Genomic DNA, 13,787 nt, shown 5'->3' on the forward strand with positions numbered 1-13,787 from the left:
CGTACCGGGCTCACGCGTTGCGGCGTGTTCCGGACACTCGACCGCCGCGGCGCCTATGCGTCGAGGAAGCGCAGGAACCCGGCGACGATGAGCTCACGCACGCGGGGGAGGAGGTCGGCGCGGAGGTCATCGGCATCCACCTCGAGAAGCTCCGCGATCGCACCGACCAGCGGTCCCACGGCGAGGTCTCCGTCGCACGCACCGACGAGGGCGGCGAGCGCCGGGTCGACCTCGATCGTGCGACCGAAGCCTCCGCCCTGGCGCAGCTCGATCACCGACGGAGACTCCTCTCCGGGGCGGTGGTGCCGGGCCTCCGTGACGTCGGACGCCACACGAAGGGTCGCGGCGGCCAGTCCGTCGTCGTCGATCAGGGCGGCGCGGTCGTGCTCCTCGAGGCACGCCGCCAGGTGCGGACCGAACGCCGCCTCACCGCCGCCGGCGACCCGCTCGTAGCGCGCCAACGTCGGAGCCCCGGCGAGCGGTCGACGCAGGAGCACGTACCCGAAGCCGATCCCCGTGACCCCGCGCCGGTCGAAGTCCTCGAGCCAGGCGTCGATCAGACCGGCGTACGCGGGTGTCCCCGGCACCGTCCCGCCGTCGCGCACCCACAGCTCGGCGTACGCGAGCGGATCCAGCACCTCGCGCTCGATCACCCAGGCATCCAGCTCGGGATCGACCCACCCCTTCACCCGGTCCAGCCCGCTCTTGCCGTCGCGGTACTCCCAGTTGCCGAGCGACTGCGCCACTCCGCCCGGTGCGAGGTGCGCTCCGACGCTGGCGATCACGGAGGCCACGAGAGCGTCACCCTCGAGCCCTCCGTCGCGGTACTCGTACGCCGGAACCCCCGCCACACGCGGAGTGATGACGAACGGAGGATTGGATGCCACCCGCTCGAACACCTCTCCCTCGACGGGTTCGAAGAGCGAACCGTGCCGCGTCTCGATCCCGTCGACGTCGTTCAGGAGGGCGTTCAGGCGGGTGAACCGCAAGGCCCGTTCGGAGATGTCGGTGGCGACCACTCGCGGCACCAGGCGCCGCAGGCGAAGAGCCTGGATGCCGCACCCCGTGCCGATGTCGAGAGCAGAAGCGGCGCGCCAGGTGACCTGCAGCCGCGCGAGCGTCTGCGACGCTCCGCCGACGCCCAGCACGTGATCCTCGGGAAGAGGGCCGCCCAGCGCCGCCTCGTCGAGGTCGCTCGCGATCCACCACTCCTCCTCGCCGTCCGCGTCGGCGATGGCCTGCGGGCGGACGAGAACCATGGGAGCCACAGCGTCCCCGTCCTCTGCGACGAGCCCGAGAGCGACGACTCCCGCAACGCCGACCGACGGCAGAGCGGTCGCCAGGTCGTCGCGCGTCACCGCACGGCCGAGCCCCCACAACCGGCCCAGCACCGCGAGCGGATCGCGCCGGTCGCCCAGCGCGCGCATCGCGGGACCGAGCAGTCCGCGTGCGACGGCGTCGTCGGCCTGTGGGCCCCAAGCGCTCCTCAGCTCGGCGCTGCGGTAGCCCGCCGCCCGCAGGTCGTCGGCGAGGAGGCGGCACAGCGTCGGATCGGGTTCGGGAAGCACCGCTCCATTCAACCGTCTCCGCGAGGCTATCGGGGGGCTCCGAGGTGGGCGGCCCTAGACTCGTCGCGGTGCGAGACCCCTCGCCCACCGACGCTCGTATGACCGTGATCTCCCAGCCCTCTGGCTCACCCGTGCTGCGGCGCCCTCTCACGCGCCGGCTGCTGGCGACCCTCGCGGCAACCGCCCTGGCGCTGGGTCTGGCCGCTCCCGCGGCGGCCGTGGCTGCTCCGACGGCCACGCCGACGCCCTCGGCCACGGCGAACGCCGCACCGGTGCTCGCGGTCGCACCGGCGGCCAACGGCATCCTGCGCAGCGGGGACGCGCTCACCGCGACCGCGACCCGAGCGAACCCCAGCGGCGGAAGCGCTCTCTCCGCCTCCGCCGTGGCGCTTTCGATCGGCACGCAGGCCCTCGCCGACGACACCGCCCTGACGCGCTGGCTCGACGGCGACGCGACCGGCGTGACGCTGCAGCAGATCGCCACCGGGATCCTGGATGCCACTCCCTCCGGCTCGCAGGCGTCGACGACGTTCAGCGTGCCCGCCACCGATGCCGCGGTGGCCGGCCGGCCCGCAGGGGTGTACCCGCTTCTCGCCCGCACGGATGACGGCCTCTCGGCGCTCAGCGTCGTCGTGGTGACCGCCGACGGGGGGACCCCGACGCCCCTGGGACTCGTCGTTCCCATCACCGCTTCCCCGATGACGCGTGGCCTGCTCACCGCCAACGAGCTCGTCGACCTCACGGCGGTGGACGGTCCCCTCTCGGCCCAGCTCGACGCCGTCGACGGCACGCGGGCGACCCTCGCAATCGACCCGGCGATCGTGGCATCCATCCGCGCACTCGGCTCGTCGGCACCTCCCACCGCCGTGGCGTGGCTCCAGAGACTGCTGTCGCTGCCCAACGAACGCTTCGCTCTGCAGTTCGGCGATGCCGACCTGGCATCGCAGCTGCGCGCCGGGCTCACGGCCCCCCTCGCCCCGACCTCTCTCCAGTCGTACATGACGGCGAGCGATTTCACGCAGCCCCCCGCGGTCGCGAGCCCGTCACCGGATCCCTCCGCGACCCCGGGGCAGCCGACGCTCCCCGACCTGGCGACCCTGCTCGACATCGGCTCCGCGACACCGTCGGTCTACTGGCCGGCCTCCGGCTCCGCGGGTGCCGACACGGTGGCCGCTCTCGGCGGTCAGGGAACCGTGGACGCCCCCACGCGGGTCCTGGTTCCCTCGAGCACCGTCGCCGGTGCGGGCGAGGCCGTCCCGGCGAACGCCAGCGTCGGAGGAGTGTCCACCCCCGTGTATGACGCCGAGGTCTCGGCGGCGCTGACCCGTGCGGCCGGCGAGAACGACACGACACGACGGGGAGGCGACCTCGCCGCGGCACTGGGTTATCTCTCGTTCGCGCGCGCCGCGAACGGCGACCGTCCCGTCCTCGCCGTCCTCGACCGCGGCACGGACCGCTCGCGCGGGAGCCTCCGCGCCACCATGACGGCGGTCACGACCGCGCCGGGCTTCACCGGAACGACCCTCGACGCGATCGCCGGGCAGCCGGCATCCGCGATCTCGCTCGTCGATGCCGCGATCGACGGCACCCGGGTCGACGATGTGACGAACCTCGTCGCCGACGAGCAGGTCATCGATCGGTTCGCGACGATCCTCGAGCAGCCCGACCTGCTCACCGGTCGAGAGCGCGCCGAGGTCCTGCAGGTGCTGAGCGTGGGATGGACCGGGGATGCCGCCCGCACGGCCGTCTCCGATCACCGCGCCGCGACGCAGACCACCCTGAACGCGGTCGGCATCCTGTCGTCCGATTTCCGCCTGGTGAGCTCGAGCGCGCCGCTGCGGCCGTGGGTGCGCAACGACCTCCCGTGGCCGATCTCGGTGGTGCTCGCGGTCCGTCCCGACGATGCGCGACTGCGGGTCCAGGATCGCACCCCGGTCGAGGCCCAAGCGTCGGCGAACACGCGCGTCGAGGTCCCCGTCGAGGCGCGACTGGCCAACGGCGAGGTCAGCGTCGCTCTTCAGCTCTACAGCCCCACCGGAGAGCCCGTCGGTGCCCCGCAGGTCGTCGACGTCGAAGTGCGCGCCGAGTGGGAGAGCATCGGCCTCATCGTCGTGATCGTGCTCGTCGTCGTCTTCCTCAGCGTGGGCGTGATCCGAACTCTCGCGCGCCGACGGCGCGTCGCCGCCGGCCAGGAGCCGGAGCCGACACCCGATGACGAGCCGGCCGACGGACGCGCCCCCGCCGAAGGCGATGCCCTCGATGACCCCACCAACGCCCCCGACGTCGACGCCACCGACGTCAACGCCCCCGACGTCAACGCCACCGAGGAGTCCCACCCGTGAGCAGCATCGGTCGCGCGAGCGTCCTCATCGGGGCGGGCACTGTCGTCTCGCGGGTCAGTGGCCTGCTCCGCACGATCGTGCTCGTCGCCGCGATCGGGTCGATCAGCGGCGCGGGTGACGCGTTCGCCGTCGCGAACCAGCTGCCCAACAACATCTACGCGATCATCTCGACCGGCCTGCTGACCGCGGTCGTCGTCCCGCAGATCGTGAAGGCCGCTGCGCACGCCGACGGCGGTCAGGCCTTCATCTCGAAGCTCTTCACGCTTGGGACGGTGGGACTGGTCGCCGCGACCGCCCTCGCGATGATCGCCGCCCCGTTCCTCGTGCAGGTGTACGCAAGCAAGTTCACGCCGGACCAACTCGCGCTGTCGACGGCTTTCGCCTACTGGTGCCTTCCGCAGATCTTCTTCTACGGCCTCTATGCGCTGCTCGGGGAGATCCTCAACGCTCGACGGGTGTTCGGCCCCTACACGTGGGCACCCATCGTCAACAACATCGTCTCGATCGCCGGCTTCGGGGCGTTCATCCTCATCTTCGGCGGCCCCCAGACCCGAGTCGATGCCTGGACCCCGAGCATGATCGCGGTACTGGCAGGAACGGCGACGGCGGGCATCGTCGTTCAGACCCTGGTGCTGCTGTTCTTCTGGCGGCGGGCCGGCCTCGCGCTGCGGCCCGACTTCCAGTGGAAGGGCGTGGGGCTGCGCCACATCGCGCGGCTGGCGGGCTGGACGTTCCTCATGGTCGTCGCGGGTCAGCTCGCCGGCATCGTGCAGTCGAACGTGCTCTCGGGCGCCTCGGGAGAGGATCCGGCGATCTTCGCGTCGCAGAACGCCTGGCTGCTCTTCATGCTCCCGTACTCGATCATCGTGCTCTCGATCGGGACGCCGTACTTCACCCAGCTCAGCGAGCACGCGGCATCCGAACGGCACGACGAGGTGCGGGCCGACATCGCTCGCAGCATCCGTACGCTCGGCTTCTTCATCGTCGTGGCCGCTGCCGCCCTCGCCGTGGCCGCGGTACCCGCCAGCCGCATCTTCACCAACGGCGCGGACCAGGCGACCGCAGCCGCTCCGGTGCTCCTGTGCTTCCTGCTCTGCCTCGTGCCTCTGGCCGTCCTGTTCGTCGTGCAGCGGACGTTCTACGCGTACAACGACACTCGGACCCCGTTCTTCTTCACGCTGCTGCAGTGCGCCCTCGTGGCCGGTGGCGCGGTTCTCGCGGGCCTCCTCCTCGATCGCAGCGTCCTCGCCGCGGGGGTGGCCCTCACCCAGTCGTTCGCCAGCATCGTGCAGGTCGTCGTTGCGAGCGTTCTGCTGCACCGGCGCCTCGGCGGGATCGGGACTGCCGCGTGGCTCCCCGCGCTGGTGAAGTTCACGCTCGCGTCGATTCCGGCTGCGATGGCCGGATTCGTCGTTCTCTCGCTCCTCGGGGGATCGACCGGCTGGATGACGACGAGCTCTCTCGCCGGCGCGGCCGGAGCCGGCCTCATCGGAGCTGTCGTGGTGGCGGTGTACGTCGGCATCCTGGCCCTGTTCCGTACCCCCGAGGTAGCGTCGGCGTTCTCACTCATGCGCCGGTTCCTGCCCCGACGCTAGCCCCCAGCCCCGCGGAATACCCCGCGGCTACCATGGGTTTCATCCGACGGAATCAACGAGAGGAAGGCGCAATCGTGCGTCACGTCATCATCATCGGGTCGGGTCCTGCCGGCTACACGGCCGCCATCTACGCCGCCCGGGCCAACCTCGAGCCCCTCGTCGTCGCGAGCTCCGTCGAAGCCGGCGGCGACCTCATGAACACGACCGAGGTCGAGAACTTCCCCGGGTTCCCCGAGGGCATCCAGGGCCCCGACCTCATGGCCAAGATGCAGGCCCAGGCCGAACGTTTCGGCGCCGAGGTGCTGTACGACGACGTCGTGTCGCTCGAGCTCGACGGGCCCGTGAAGAAGGTCACGCTGGGCAGCGGCAAGGTCGAAGAGGCCGTTTCGGTCATCTATGCCACCGGCTCGGCGTACCGCAAGCTCGGGCTCGAGGGTGAGGACCGCCTGTCGGGCCGCGGCGTCTCGTGGTGTGCCACGTGCGACGGGTTCTTCTTCCGCGACCGCACGATCGCGGTCGTCGGCGGCGGTGACTCCGCGATGGAGGAGGCCAACTTCCTCACCAAGTTCGCATCGAAGGTGTACATCATCCACCGCAAGGACACCCTGCGCGCCTCGAAGATCATGCAGGAGCGCGCTTTCGCGAACCCCAAGATCGAGTTCATCTGGAACAGCGCGGTCGACGAGATCCTCGGCGACGAGGCCGTCTCCGGCGTCCGCCTGCGCTCGACCGTCGACGACACCACGCGCGAGCTGCCCCTCGACGGCCTGTTCGTCGCGATCGGCAACGACCCGCGCACGCACCTCGTGCACGACAAGCTGCAGCTCACCGACCAGGGCACGATCTGGGTCGATGGACGCTCGTCGCGCACGTCGGTCGAGGGTGTCTTCGCCGCCGGCGACGTGATCGACCCCACGTACCGCCAGGCCATCACTGCGGCCGGCAGTGGCACGGTGGCCGCCCTCGACGTGGAGCACTTCCTCGCGGCGCGTGGCGAGGCCGGCGAACCCGCCGTCGCCGACAGCCTCATCGAGGGCCTGCCCGACGCTGCGGTGGTCTGAGGAACAATTCGACGCCCCCAGGCGTTTCATCAACTGACGCTCTCACTAAGGAGAAAAGCACATGACCGCCAAGGCGACGACCTCCGCGACCTTCGAGCAGGACGTCCTGCAGGCCGACGGACCCGTTCTCGTGGACTTCTGGGCCGAGTGGTGTGGACCGTGTCGCATGGTCGCCCCCGTGCTCGACGAGATCCAGTCCGAGAACTCGGGCAAGATCACGATCCTCAAGCTCAACGTCGATGAGAACCCCGACCTCGCGATGAAGTACCAGATCACCTCGATCCCCGCGATGAAGGTGTTCCAGGGCGGCGAGGTCAAGACGACCATCATCGGCGCGAAGCCCAAGTACGCGCTCGAGCAGGACCTCGCGCCGTTCATCGGCTGAGTCCCCTCGCGAATCGGATCCCCGGCGCTTCGGCGTCGGGGATTCGTCGTTTCCGGGGCATATCGACGCGGGGATCGCCGGGGACGATGGATGCCGAGCAGGGCCCGCGCTCGATCACGCCCGGGGTGCTGGCGCAGGCGTGAGGCCCATGGAAGTTGCATCGTCGAGACGGTGGGGAAAGGATGCCGCGGAGGGCGCGCTGCGGCGTTTGCGTCGCGCGGACCGTGTCCTGCCGGGGTGTGAACCGCACGCGCACCGCGTCGTGCCAGGTGTGCGCCGCTCGGGCTGAACGTCGTGCCGGGCTGAACGTCGTGCCGGGTTGTGCGGCATACGGGGTGTGCGGTGACCGCGGCGTGCGGGGTCTTACGCCGCGCAGGGAGCGCGCCGCACGGGCTGAGAGCGTCGTACCGGTTGGTAGGACGGCGTCAGGCGCCTGAGGGCCGTCAGGACGCGTCGAGACGTACGCTGGCATCCCAGCGCCGATGGGGCTCTTCTTCGCCCAGGATGCGCCACACAGCGCGCGTGAGCGGGGGATAGTCGAGAGCGATCTGCCGCAGCACGCGGTAGTTGCGCGCGCGGTTGGGTCGCTGCCCGCCGTTCTCGGCGATGTTGTCGGCCCGCAGCGTCAGGACGACGAGCTCATCGACACTCGGGAGGTCCTCCATGAAGTCCCACGGATCCTCGCCACCGCGCAGCCGCTCATGGATCAGCACCGCCAGTTCGTCGGATGCCTCTGCCCGCAGCAGTTCCAGACTCGCCCGCCGGGGCGGGTCTTGCTCGTTCGCGGTCACCTTTCCAGGGTACGCGCGACCGGCGACACCTGGGCCTCCCGGTCAGCCGGTGTAGCTCACTTCGCCCAGGGCGGAGAGGATTCGATTCAGGTCCTGAATCGTCGCGAAATCAATGCTGATCTGGCCTTTCTTGGCCGTCAGTGACACGCGGACCTTGGTGTCGAGTCGGTCGCCGAGCCGCTCGGCGACGTCGTCGAGACCGGATCGTCGCGACCCTGCCTTGGGCTTCTGACGTGCGGGGGAGACACCCGGCATCTTGGCCGCTGCTTCCGCCGCGCGCACGGAGAGATCCTCGTTGACGATCTTGTCAGCGAGCTTCTGCATCTCCTGCGGGTCGTCGAGCGACAGGATCGCACGAGCGTGCCCCGCGCTGAGCACACCCGCCGCCACGCGCTGCTGGACAGGCACGGGGAGCTTCAGCAAGCGAATGGTGTTGCTGATCTGTGGGCGAGAGCGACCGATGCGAGTGGCCAACTCCTCCTGGGTGATGCCGAAGTCCTCGAGGAGTTGCTGGTAGGCGGACGCCTCTTCGAGGGGGTTGAGCTGGGAGCGGTGGAGGTTCTCGAGGAGCGCGTCACGCAGCAGGTACTCGTCGTCGGTCTCGCGAACCACGGCGGGGATGGACTCGAGGCCCGCCTCCCGCGAAGCGCGCGTCCGGCGCTCGCCCATGATCAGTTCATAGGTGCCATCGCCCTTGTCGCGGACGACCACGGGCTGGAGCACACCGAACTCCCGCACGGAGTGCACGAGCTCCGCGAGGTCTTCGGGGTCGAAGTGCGTACGTGGCTGACGAGGGTTGGGGACGATCGCCTTGGGGTCGATGTGTACGAGTCGAGCGCCCGGCACCGAAACGAGGTCGCTCGCCGGCGACGTCGCGTCCGTTCCCGCGGGGGATTCTGTCTTGACCGACGAATCCTTCGAGGAAGCACCAGGGAAGAACACGTCGACGGGACGCGCCTCCGATGCTTCCGCCGTCGGGATGAGGGCGCCGATACCGCGCCCGAGTCCGGTCCTCTTCGCCATCAGGAGCCCTTCGTCGTGGTGTCGCGGTTGACGATCTCGACCGCCGCTTCGCGGTAGGCGATGGCGCCCGCTGACTGGCCATCGTACGCGATCACGGTCTGCCCGAAGCTCGGCGCCTCCGAGACGCGCACAGAACGCGGGATCACGGTATCGAGCACTTCGTTCGCGAAGTGGGAACGCACCTCGTCGGCTACCTGCTGAGCCAGACGGGTACGGCCGTCGTACATGGTGAGAAGAATCGTGGAGACATGCAGGGTTGGGTTGAGGTGCTTCTGGATCATCTGAACGCTTCCCAGAAGCTGGCTCAATCCTTCCAACGCGTAGTACTCGCACTGGATCGGGATCATGACCTCGTCGGCCGCCGTGAAGGCATTGATCGTGAGCAGACCCAGCGACGGAGGACAGTCGATGATGACGAAGTCGAGATGATTGCCGTCGATGGCGAGGTAGTCGCGCAGCGCTCCCCGAAGACGGTGCTCGCGAGCGACCTGTGACACCAGCTCGATCTCCGCGCCGGCGAGGTGGATCGTGCTCGGCGCGCACAGGAGGTTCGGCGATTCGGGGCTCGTCTGGACGATCTCGGCGAGAGGCACCTCGTTGATGAGGACGTCGTAGATGCTGGTGGTCTCCGCGTTGTGCGCAACCCCCAGAGCCGTGGAGGCATTCCCCTGCGGGTCGAGGTCGATCACGAGCACGCGAGCTCCGACCGACACGAGAGCGGCGGCGATGTTGACCGTGGTCGTCGTCTTACCGACGCCGCCCTTCTGGTTCGACACCGTGAAGACGCGGGTGCGACCGGAGAGCTCGACTTTCGCGCTCTCGAGCGCCCGTCGACGCGCTGAGAGATGAGCGATCTCGCGTGCGATGGGGGAGTCGAAGAACGAGGATGACGATGGCGTTTCGTCGGACTGTTTCACGTGAAACGCTCTCCCTTGCCGTCGCCGAACTCGCCCAGTCTACCCGCGCGGCTGTCGCGATGATCGACGCGGGCCGGTTATCCACAGGCTTTCCGGGGAGGGTGAAAATCATCTCTCCGAGGCATTCGGGATGCCAGCCGTCCCCGGGGTGGGCGTCTCCTCGACCTCGCCGAGGGCGGTCGGGGCGCCCACGAGAAGGTGGCGGGGCGCGGCGACGTCGCCGCGAGCGCCGGGTGACAAGTCCCGCGTGCCGCAGGCGCCGTTTGTAGGCCCAACTCATGCGATGGGTCACGACATGATGACAGCGCCTGCTTTGCGGAGACGACCATGGCTCGTGGTTCGCGACTCCTTCTGATTTTCTTCGCGCGAGCATCCGCTTCGATGCGCGGACATTGCCTTCCCCGGATGCTGGGGCAGGATCCCCGATTCGACGCCACGGACAGGCGATGCAGCGGGTTCCAACGGCGAGGGTCGACAGCGCGCACCTGAGGCGGCCCGCACAGCGGGTCTCGTCGTGGGCGGTTCGCGGGTCCCGAGCCACGGGGACTAGCGAGCGGACGGACCGCCCGGCGCGGACGGCCGGTCTTCTCCGACGCGGACTGACGAATTCGGTCCTACCAGCAAGATGCGGCCAACCGCCTTCCTCCAGCGGCCCCGCGAACCGCAATGACACCGCAAGACACGTTCAATGAACGCCACCGAACCGTAGTCGTTCAGCACGTCATCGATTGACGCGTGCCGGCGTAGTCCTCGGCCCGAAATCTTGCCCCTTGGGGCGTGGCCACGGCCAGTTCATGGCGCTGGTCGTTGTTCTACGCGCCACATAGAAAGCACGTGTGGGCTGGGGTGGAGCGGGTGTTTCACGTGAAACATCCCGTAGGTCGGCTCCCTGGTGCGTTACTGAGCGAGGACTCCCATCCCAGCAATCACGGATAGGCATCACTCATCCGTCGATCCGTTTCCCCCTGACATCTCAAACCATCTGGTCTCCACTGGTGCCCAGACATCGCGTGATGACCCGGCGACGGTGAACGAGCACCGCCACCCTCCACGAATCCCGATCGTGTCGTGTCTACTCTCAACGCCAACACCCGGGCTGCTTGGTTCGAGGGGGAGCTGGTGCGTCGATTCTCGGCCCCGACTGGCTCGATGCCCCGCCGAGCTCATTAGGAACGTTTCACGTGAAACACCACCCGTCAGCACCCCAGGTCCCGCGATAGAACGCTTCCGCGCACGGCTTGTACGTCGCGGTCGTCTTCACGCCCAAATCAACGCACGCCCTGCGACAGTGTCGGACAACATTCGCAGGGACAGTGCCAACAGCCAACAGACCACCCGTCAGCCCACCAGGCCCCGCGATAGAAGGCTTCCGCGCACGGCTTGCACGTCGCGGTCGTCTTCACGCCCAAATCAACGCACGCCCTGCGACAGTGTCCGACGGCATTGGCAGGGGCAGTGTGCCAACAGCCAATACACCGCCCGTCAGATGATTCGACATCTCGCGAGTCGACGAGCGAGGACCCGCTGGCAACCTTCGTCCCAACCAGACCACACGGCGTCGATCAAGTTCACGCCGCGCCCAGATCGGAACGGGAGGCCCCGGGCTGTACGAACGTAAGCACACGAGCCGAGAGCTCGTCGACATGACGCCATGAGCGGAGTGCAGTCGCTCGATCGTGGGAGCATCAGTACCCGTGTCCCGCTCGCTTCGAGTTCGCGATCCGCGGGATGGTGCCCCATTCGTTCGCGGCAGCTTGTGCGGCCACGGGCGGGCGGCGAGCTTTAAGAGATCCGCTGCAGCGCGAGCTCACTCACTCTGCTGTCAGTTGAGAGCTGGCGCCGCGACAGGAGAGGTCCCACCTCTCAGGTGGGGCCCGTGACCCTCTACAGCTCGTGCAACCTCGGTCAGTGGATCGGTACCGATTCACTTCGGGGAAGCGCAGCCATCCTCGCCCACAAGCACCGATTTCGCCCTCACTGGCGCAGTCGTAATGCCCGCTTGTGCGGCCCTACCTACCGCCCGTGTGTTGGACAGCGAGAGCGAGGTTTCACGTGAAACAGCCGTCGCGGCGGCAGCGTGCGGACGTACGGCCGGTCCGTGAGACCGACGAGTCCTCGACGGCGTAGTCCGGATGCCTTCCTTCTGGCGCACTTCCGTTACGAAGGCACTCGCTTGGAGAACCAGGCCTGTGGTCGGGCAAGGACTCCGTTTGCGACCTTGACGAGCGGGCATCGCAGCCCCCGCGTGTGTTTCGCCACCCACGGCCACCACCCGCATTGCCCCGTGCGAGGCCGCATAGCCCCGTCCGAGGGCAAGTTTCACGTGAAACATGTGTCGTCTCGGTCGCCAGGTACTTAGTCTCATGGCAGCACGACGACTCTCTTCCAGACCGTTCACCGTGGCGAACGCCACGCTCCGCCTGTCGGCCCGATGGCATTGACCCTCGATATGAGCCCGATCCCGCCTCGGAGGACATCGTCGGCGGCCCGGAGTCACGACAATGGGAGGGCGCAGCTGGCGTGCTCTACCGTCCGCAGGACGGCGTCCACCACCCGATCAGTTCCGGGAAAGCGTTCCTACCTGCCACCACTCGGTCGACTCCTTGGACACTTTCCTAGCTGCCGCCGGACGAGCCGGGATCTGGGGGAGGAGCTTCGCACTGGAGCCGATCGCCGGCCTCTCCATCACACCATCACGCTTCGAGCTCTCGGTCATGGTCCTCGCTCTGGCGCGCCCGGCGACGTTTGGACCGGCGAGCTTCTGTCGCGCCTCGCTGATTCCAGGACCGTGGCGAGTTGCTCCTAGGCTCGACGGTGGGTCCGAACCCTCTGATCCCTCATCGCCCCAATGTTGCTTCGATGAGCATTCCGTGCTCCCTCGCTCGATTCCATCAACATGTGGCATGCGTGAGCGTTGGGGTTCGTCTGGGTGACGGAACGGTCGACCACGTCATCCGCTCCCGACATCCACGCCATGGTCGACGTGCGCGAGCAGCGGAACGCATCGTCGCCACGACCTGGCCACGTCGGCTCCTCGCGCGAACACATGCGGCGGCCGGCGCCGTCGACGAGCAGGTCCGCGTCGGCATCGGACCCCGCGCGATATCGCCAGGTGCCAGCGCGACGATCGTTTCCCGTTTCATACGGCGTCAGCTGCCGCGGTACCTACGCGCTGGTGCGGCAGGAGGTCATTGCGCACGCCGGATGGCGCGCGTTCTCACCGTAGGTACGCAGCGCCCACCCGCGCTCCCGGGCAGCCGGAAAGTGGGCACGTTGCCGTGCATGTTTTACGTGAAACACACGGACCAGAGGTGCTGGACGAGCTACGCATGGGGGTGGGGTATCACGTGCTTTCGAACGCCAGGCGCCTCACGCTCACGCTCACGCTCACACTCACACTCACACTCACACTCACGACTATGGCGATGAGACCCCGCGAGATTCACGGCGGGCAGCGCGGTACGTTTCACGTGAAACATCAAGCCCGGCCGTACGGGCCCAGAATGCGCGCGCACACGCATTCGCAGCGAGGAACATCGGGCCCGCGACAGTCACCACGCGGTCAGGGCGGGTCCGAACCAGTAGCTGCCCGCATATCGAGTCACGGAATCCATCTGACACGGGCCCCGCAGCGGCTCATCTTGCCGCCTCATTGCGCTCACAACCTGATCCTGGGCGGCAAATCGCATCCATCACCGCGCGATGTTCGCCGCGGGTCGCAGATGCCCGCGGCTCGCAATCCAGACCCTCAGTCATGCCTCTCTGGCGGAGGTACATCGCGGCTCCCTCCAACCGACCTGCGCTTCTTCGCCTGCACGCAGGTCGACGAGGACACTCCTCGGTGCCTCGACTCCCGAGACAGCAGCTGACCATCGCGTCACCCGCCTCGGTGACCGGCGAACGCGATAGCTGGAGAGGCACCACCCGAGGACGCGCACGCAGCCAGGGGTGCCAGCCAACGCACGCTAGGACGCCGGCTCGAGGTCCAACAGCACGACACTCACAGACTCCAGCCCGCCGAGGCGCAGAAGCGTGTGCGATTCCGCCTGAGCGCTGATGTGAGCACAACTTGCAGTCGGAGCGTCCCCTCCAGGTGCGCCCGCTG

At 68.3% G+C, this 13,787-nt stretch carries 8 protein-coding genes; 4 read left to right on the top strand and 4 right to left on the bottom strand.

From position 1 onward, the window contains the following. Positions 1-53 precede the first annotated feature (53 nt). Positions 54-1,568, bottom strand: coding sequence for a DUF7059 domain-containing protein (locus ACMW4R_RS03180; RefSeq protein ID WP_418299136.1), 1,515 nt, complete (start codon positions 1,566-1,568; stop codon positions 54-56). Positions 1,569-1,636: 68 nt separating this feature from the next. Here ACMW4R_RS03180 and ACMW4R_RS03185 point away from each other — a divergent pair, with 68 nt between their 5' ends. The 4 genes from ACMW4R_RS03185 to trxA all read left to right on the top strand — a co-directional run bounded on the left by ACMW4R_RS03185 (position 1,637) and on the right by trxA (position 6,951). Beyond that, on the top strand, positions 1,637-3,910 hold the full coding sequence (locus ACMW4R_RS03185) for a DUF6049 family protein (RefSeq protein WP_418299137.1): 2,274 nt from the start codon (positions 1,637-1,639) through the stop codon (positions 3,908-3,910). Then, positions 3,907-5,505 (top strand): murein biosynthesis integral membrane protein MurJ, encoded by a 1,599-nt coding sequence (murJ, locus tag ACMW4R_RS03190; protein ID WP_058627695.1) that lies wholly within the window; start codon positions 3,907-3,909, stop codon positions 5,503-5,505. The genes ACMW4R_RS03185 and murJ overlap by 4 nt, the downstream gene beginning before the upstream one ends. 74 nt (positions 5,506-5,579) lie before the next feature. Continuing rightward, entirely contained in the window at positions 5,580-6,566 is a 987-nt protein-coding gene (trxB, locus tag ACMW4R_RS03195; RefSeq protein WP_081322693.1) for a thioredoxin-disulfide reductase, read from the top strand. Between the two features lie 61 nt (positions 6,567-6,627). Beyond that, entirely contained in the window at positions 6,628-6,951 is a 324-nt protein-coding gene (trxA, locus tag ACMW4R_RS03200; protein WP_058596206.1) for a thioredoxin, read from the top strand. A gap of 443 nt (positions 6,952-7,394) precedes the next feature. Here trxA and ACMW4R_RS03205 read toward each other — a convergent pair whose 3' ends face one another. Genes ACMW4R_RS03205 through ACMW4R_RS03215 form a run of 3 tightly spaced genes read right to left on the bottom strand, consistent with a single transcriptional unit; the run spans position 7,395 to position 9,682 of the window. Further along, entirely contained in the window at positions 7,395-7,742 is a 348-nt protein-coding gene (locus tag ACMW4R_RS03205) for a hypothetical protein (RefSeq protein WP_058596205.1), read from the bottom strand. 42 nt (positions 7,743-7,784) lie between these two features. After that, complete coding sequence (locus ACMW4R_RS03210) at positions 7,785-8,765, bottom strand: ParB/RepB/Spo0J family partition protein (protein WP_418299138.1); 981 nt, start codon at positions 8,763-8,765, stop codon at positions 7,785-7,787. Further along, positions 8,765-9,682, bottom strand: coding sequence for a ParA family protein (locus tag ACMW4R_RS03215; protein WP_418299139.1), 918 nt, complete (start codon positions 9,680-9,682; stop codon positions 8,765-8,767). Before ACMW4R_RS03215 ends, ACMW4R_RS03210 begins: the two co-directional genes overlap by 1 nt. Positions 9,683-13,787: the final 4,105 nt, after the last annotated feature.

The organism is Microbacterium sp. S1037 (assembly GCF_048381605.1).
Taxonomy (GTDB): domain Bacteria; phylum Actinomycetota; class Actinomycetes; order Actinomycetales; family Microbacteriaceae; genus Microbacterium; species Microbacterium testaceum_B.

Excerpts from the sequence above, each read along its gene's own strand:
- trxA (WP_058596206.1), top strand. The coding sequence starts at position 6,628 with ATGACCGCCAAGGCGACGACCTCCGCGACCTTCGAGCAGGACGTCCTG.
- ACMW4R_RS03210 (WP_418299138.1), bottom strand. The coding sequence starts at position 8,765 with ATGGCGAAGAGGACCGGACTCGGGCGCGGTATCGGCGCCCTCATCCCG.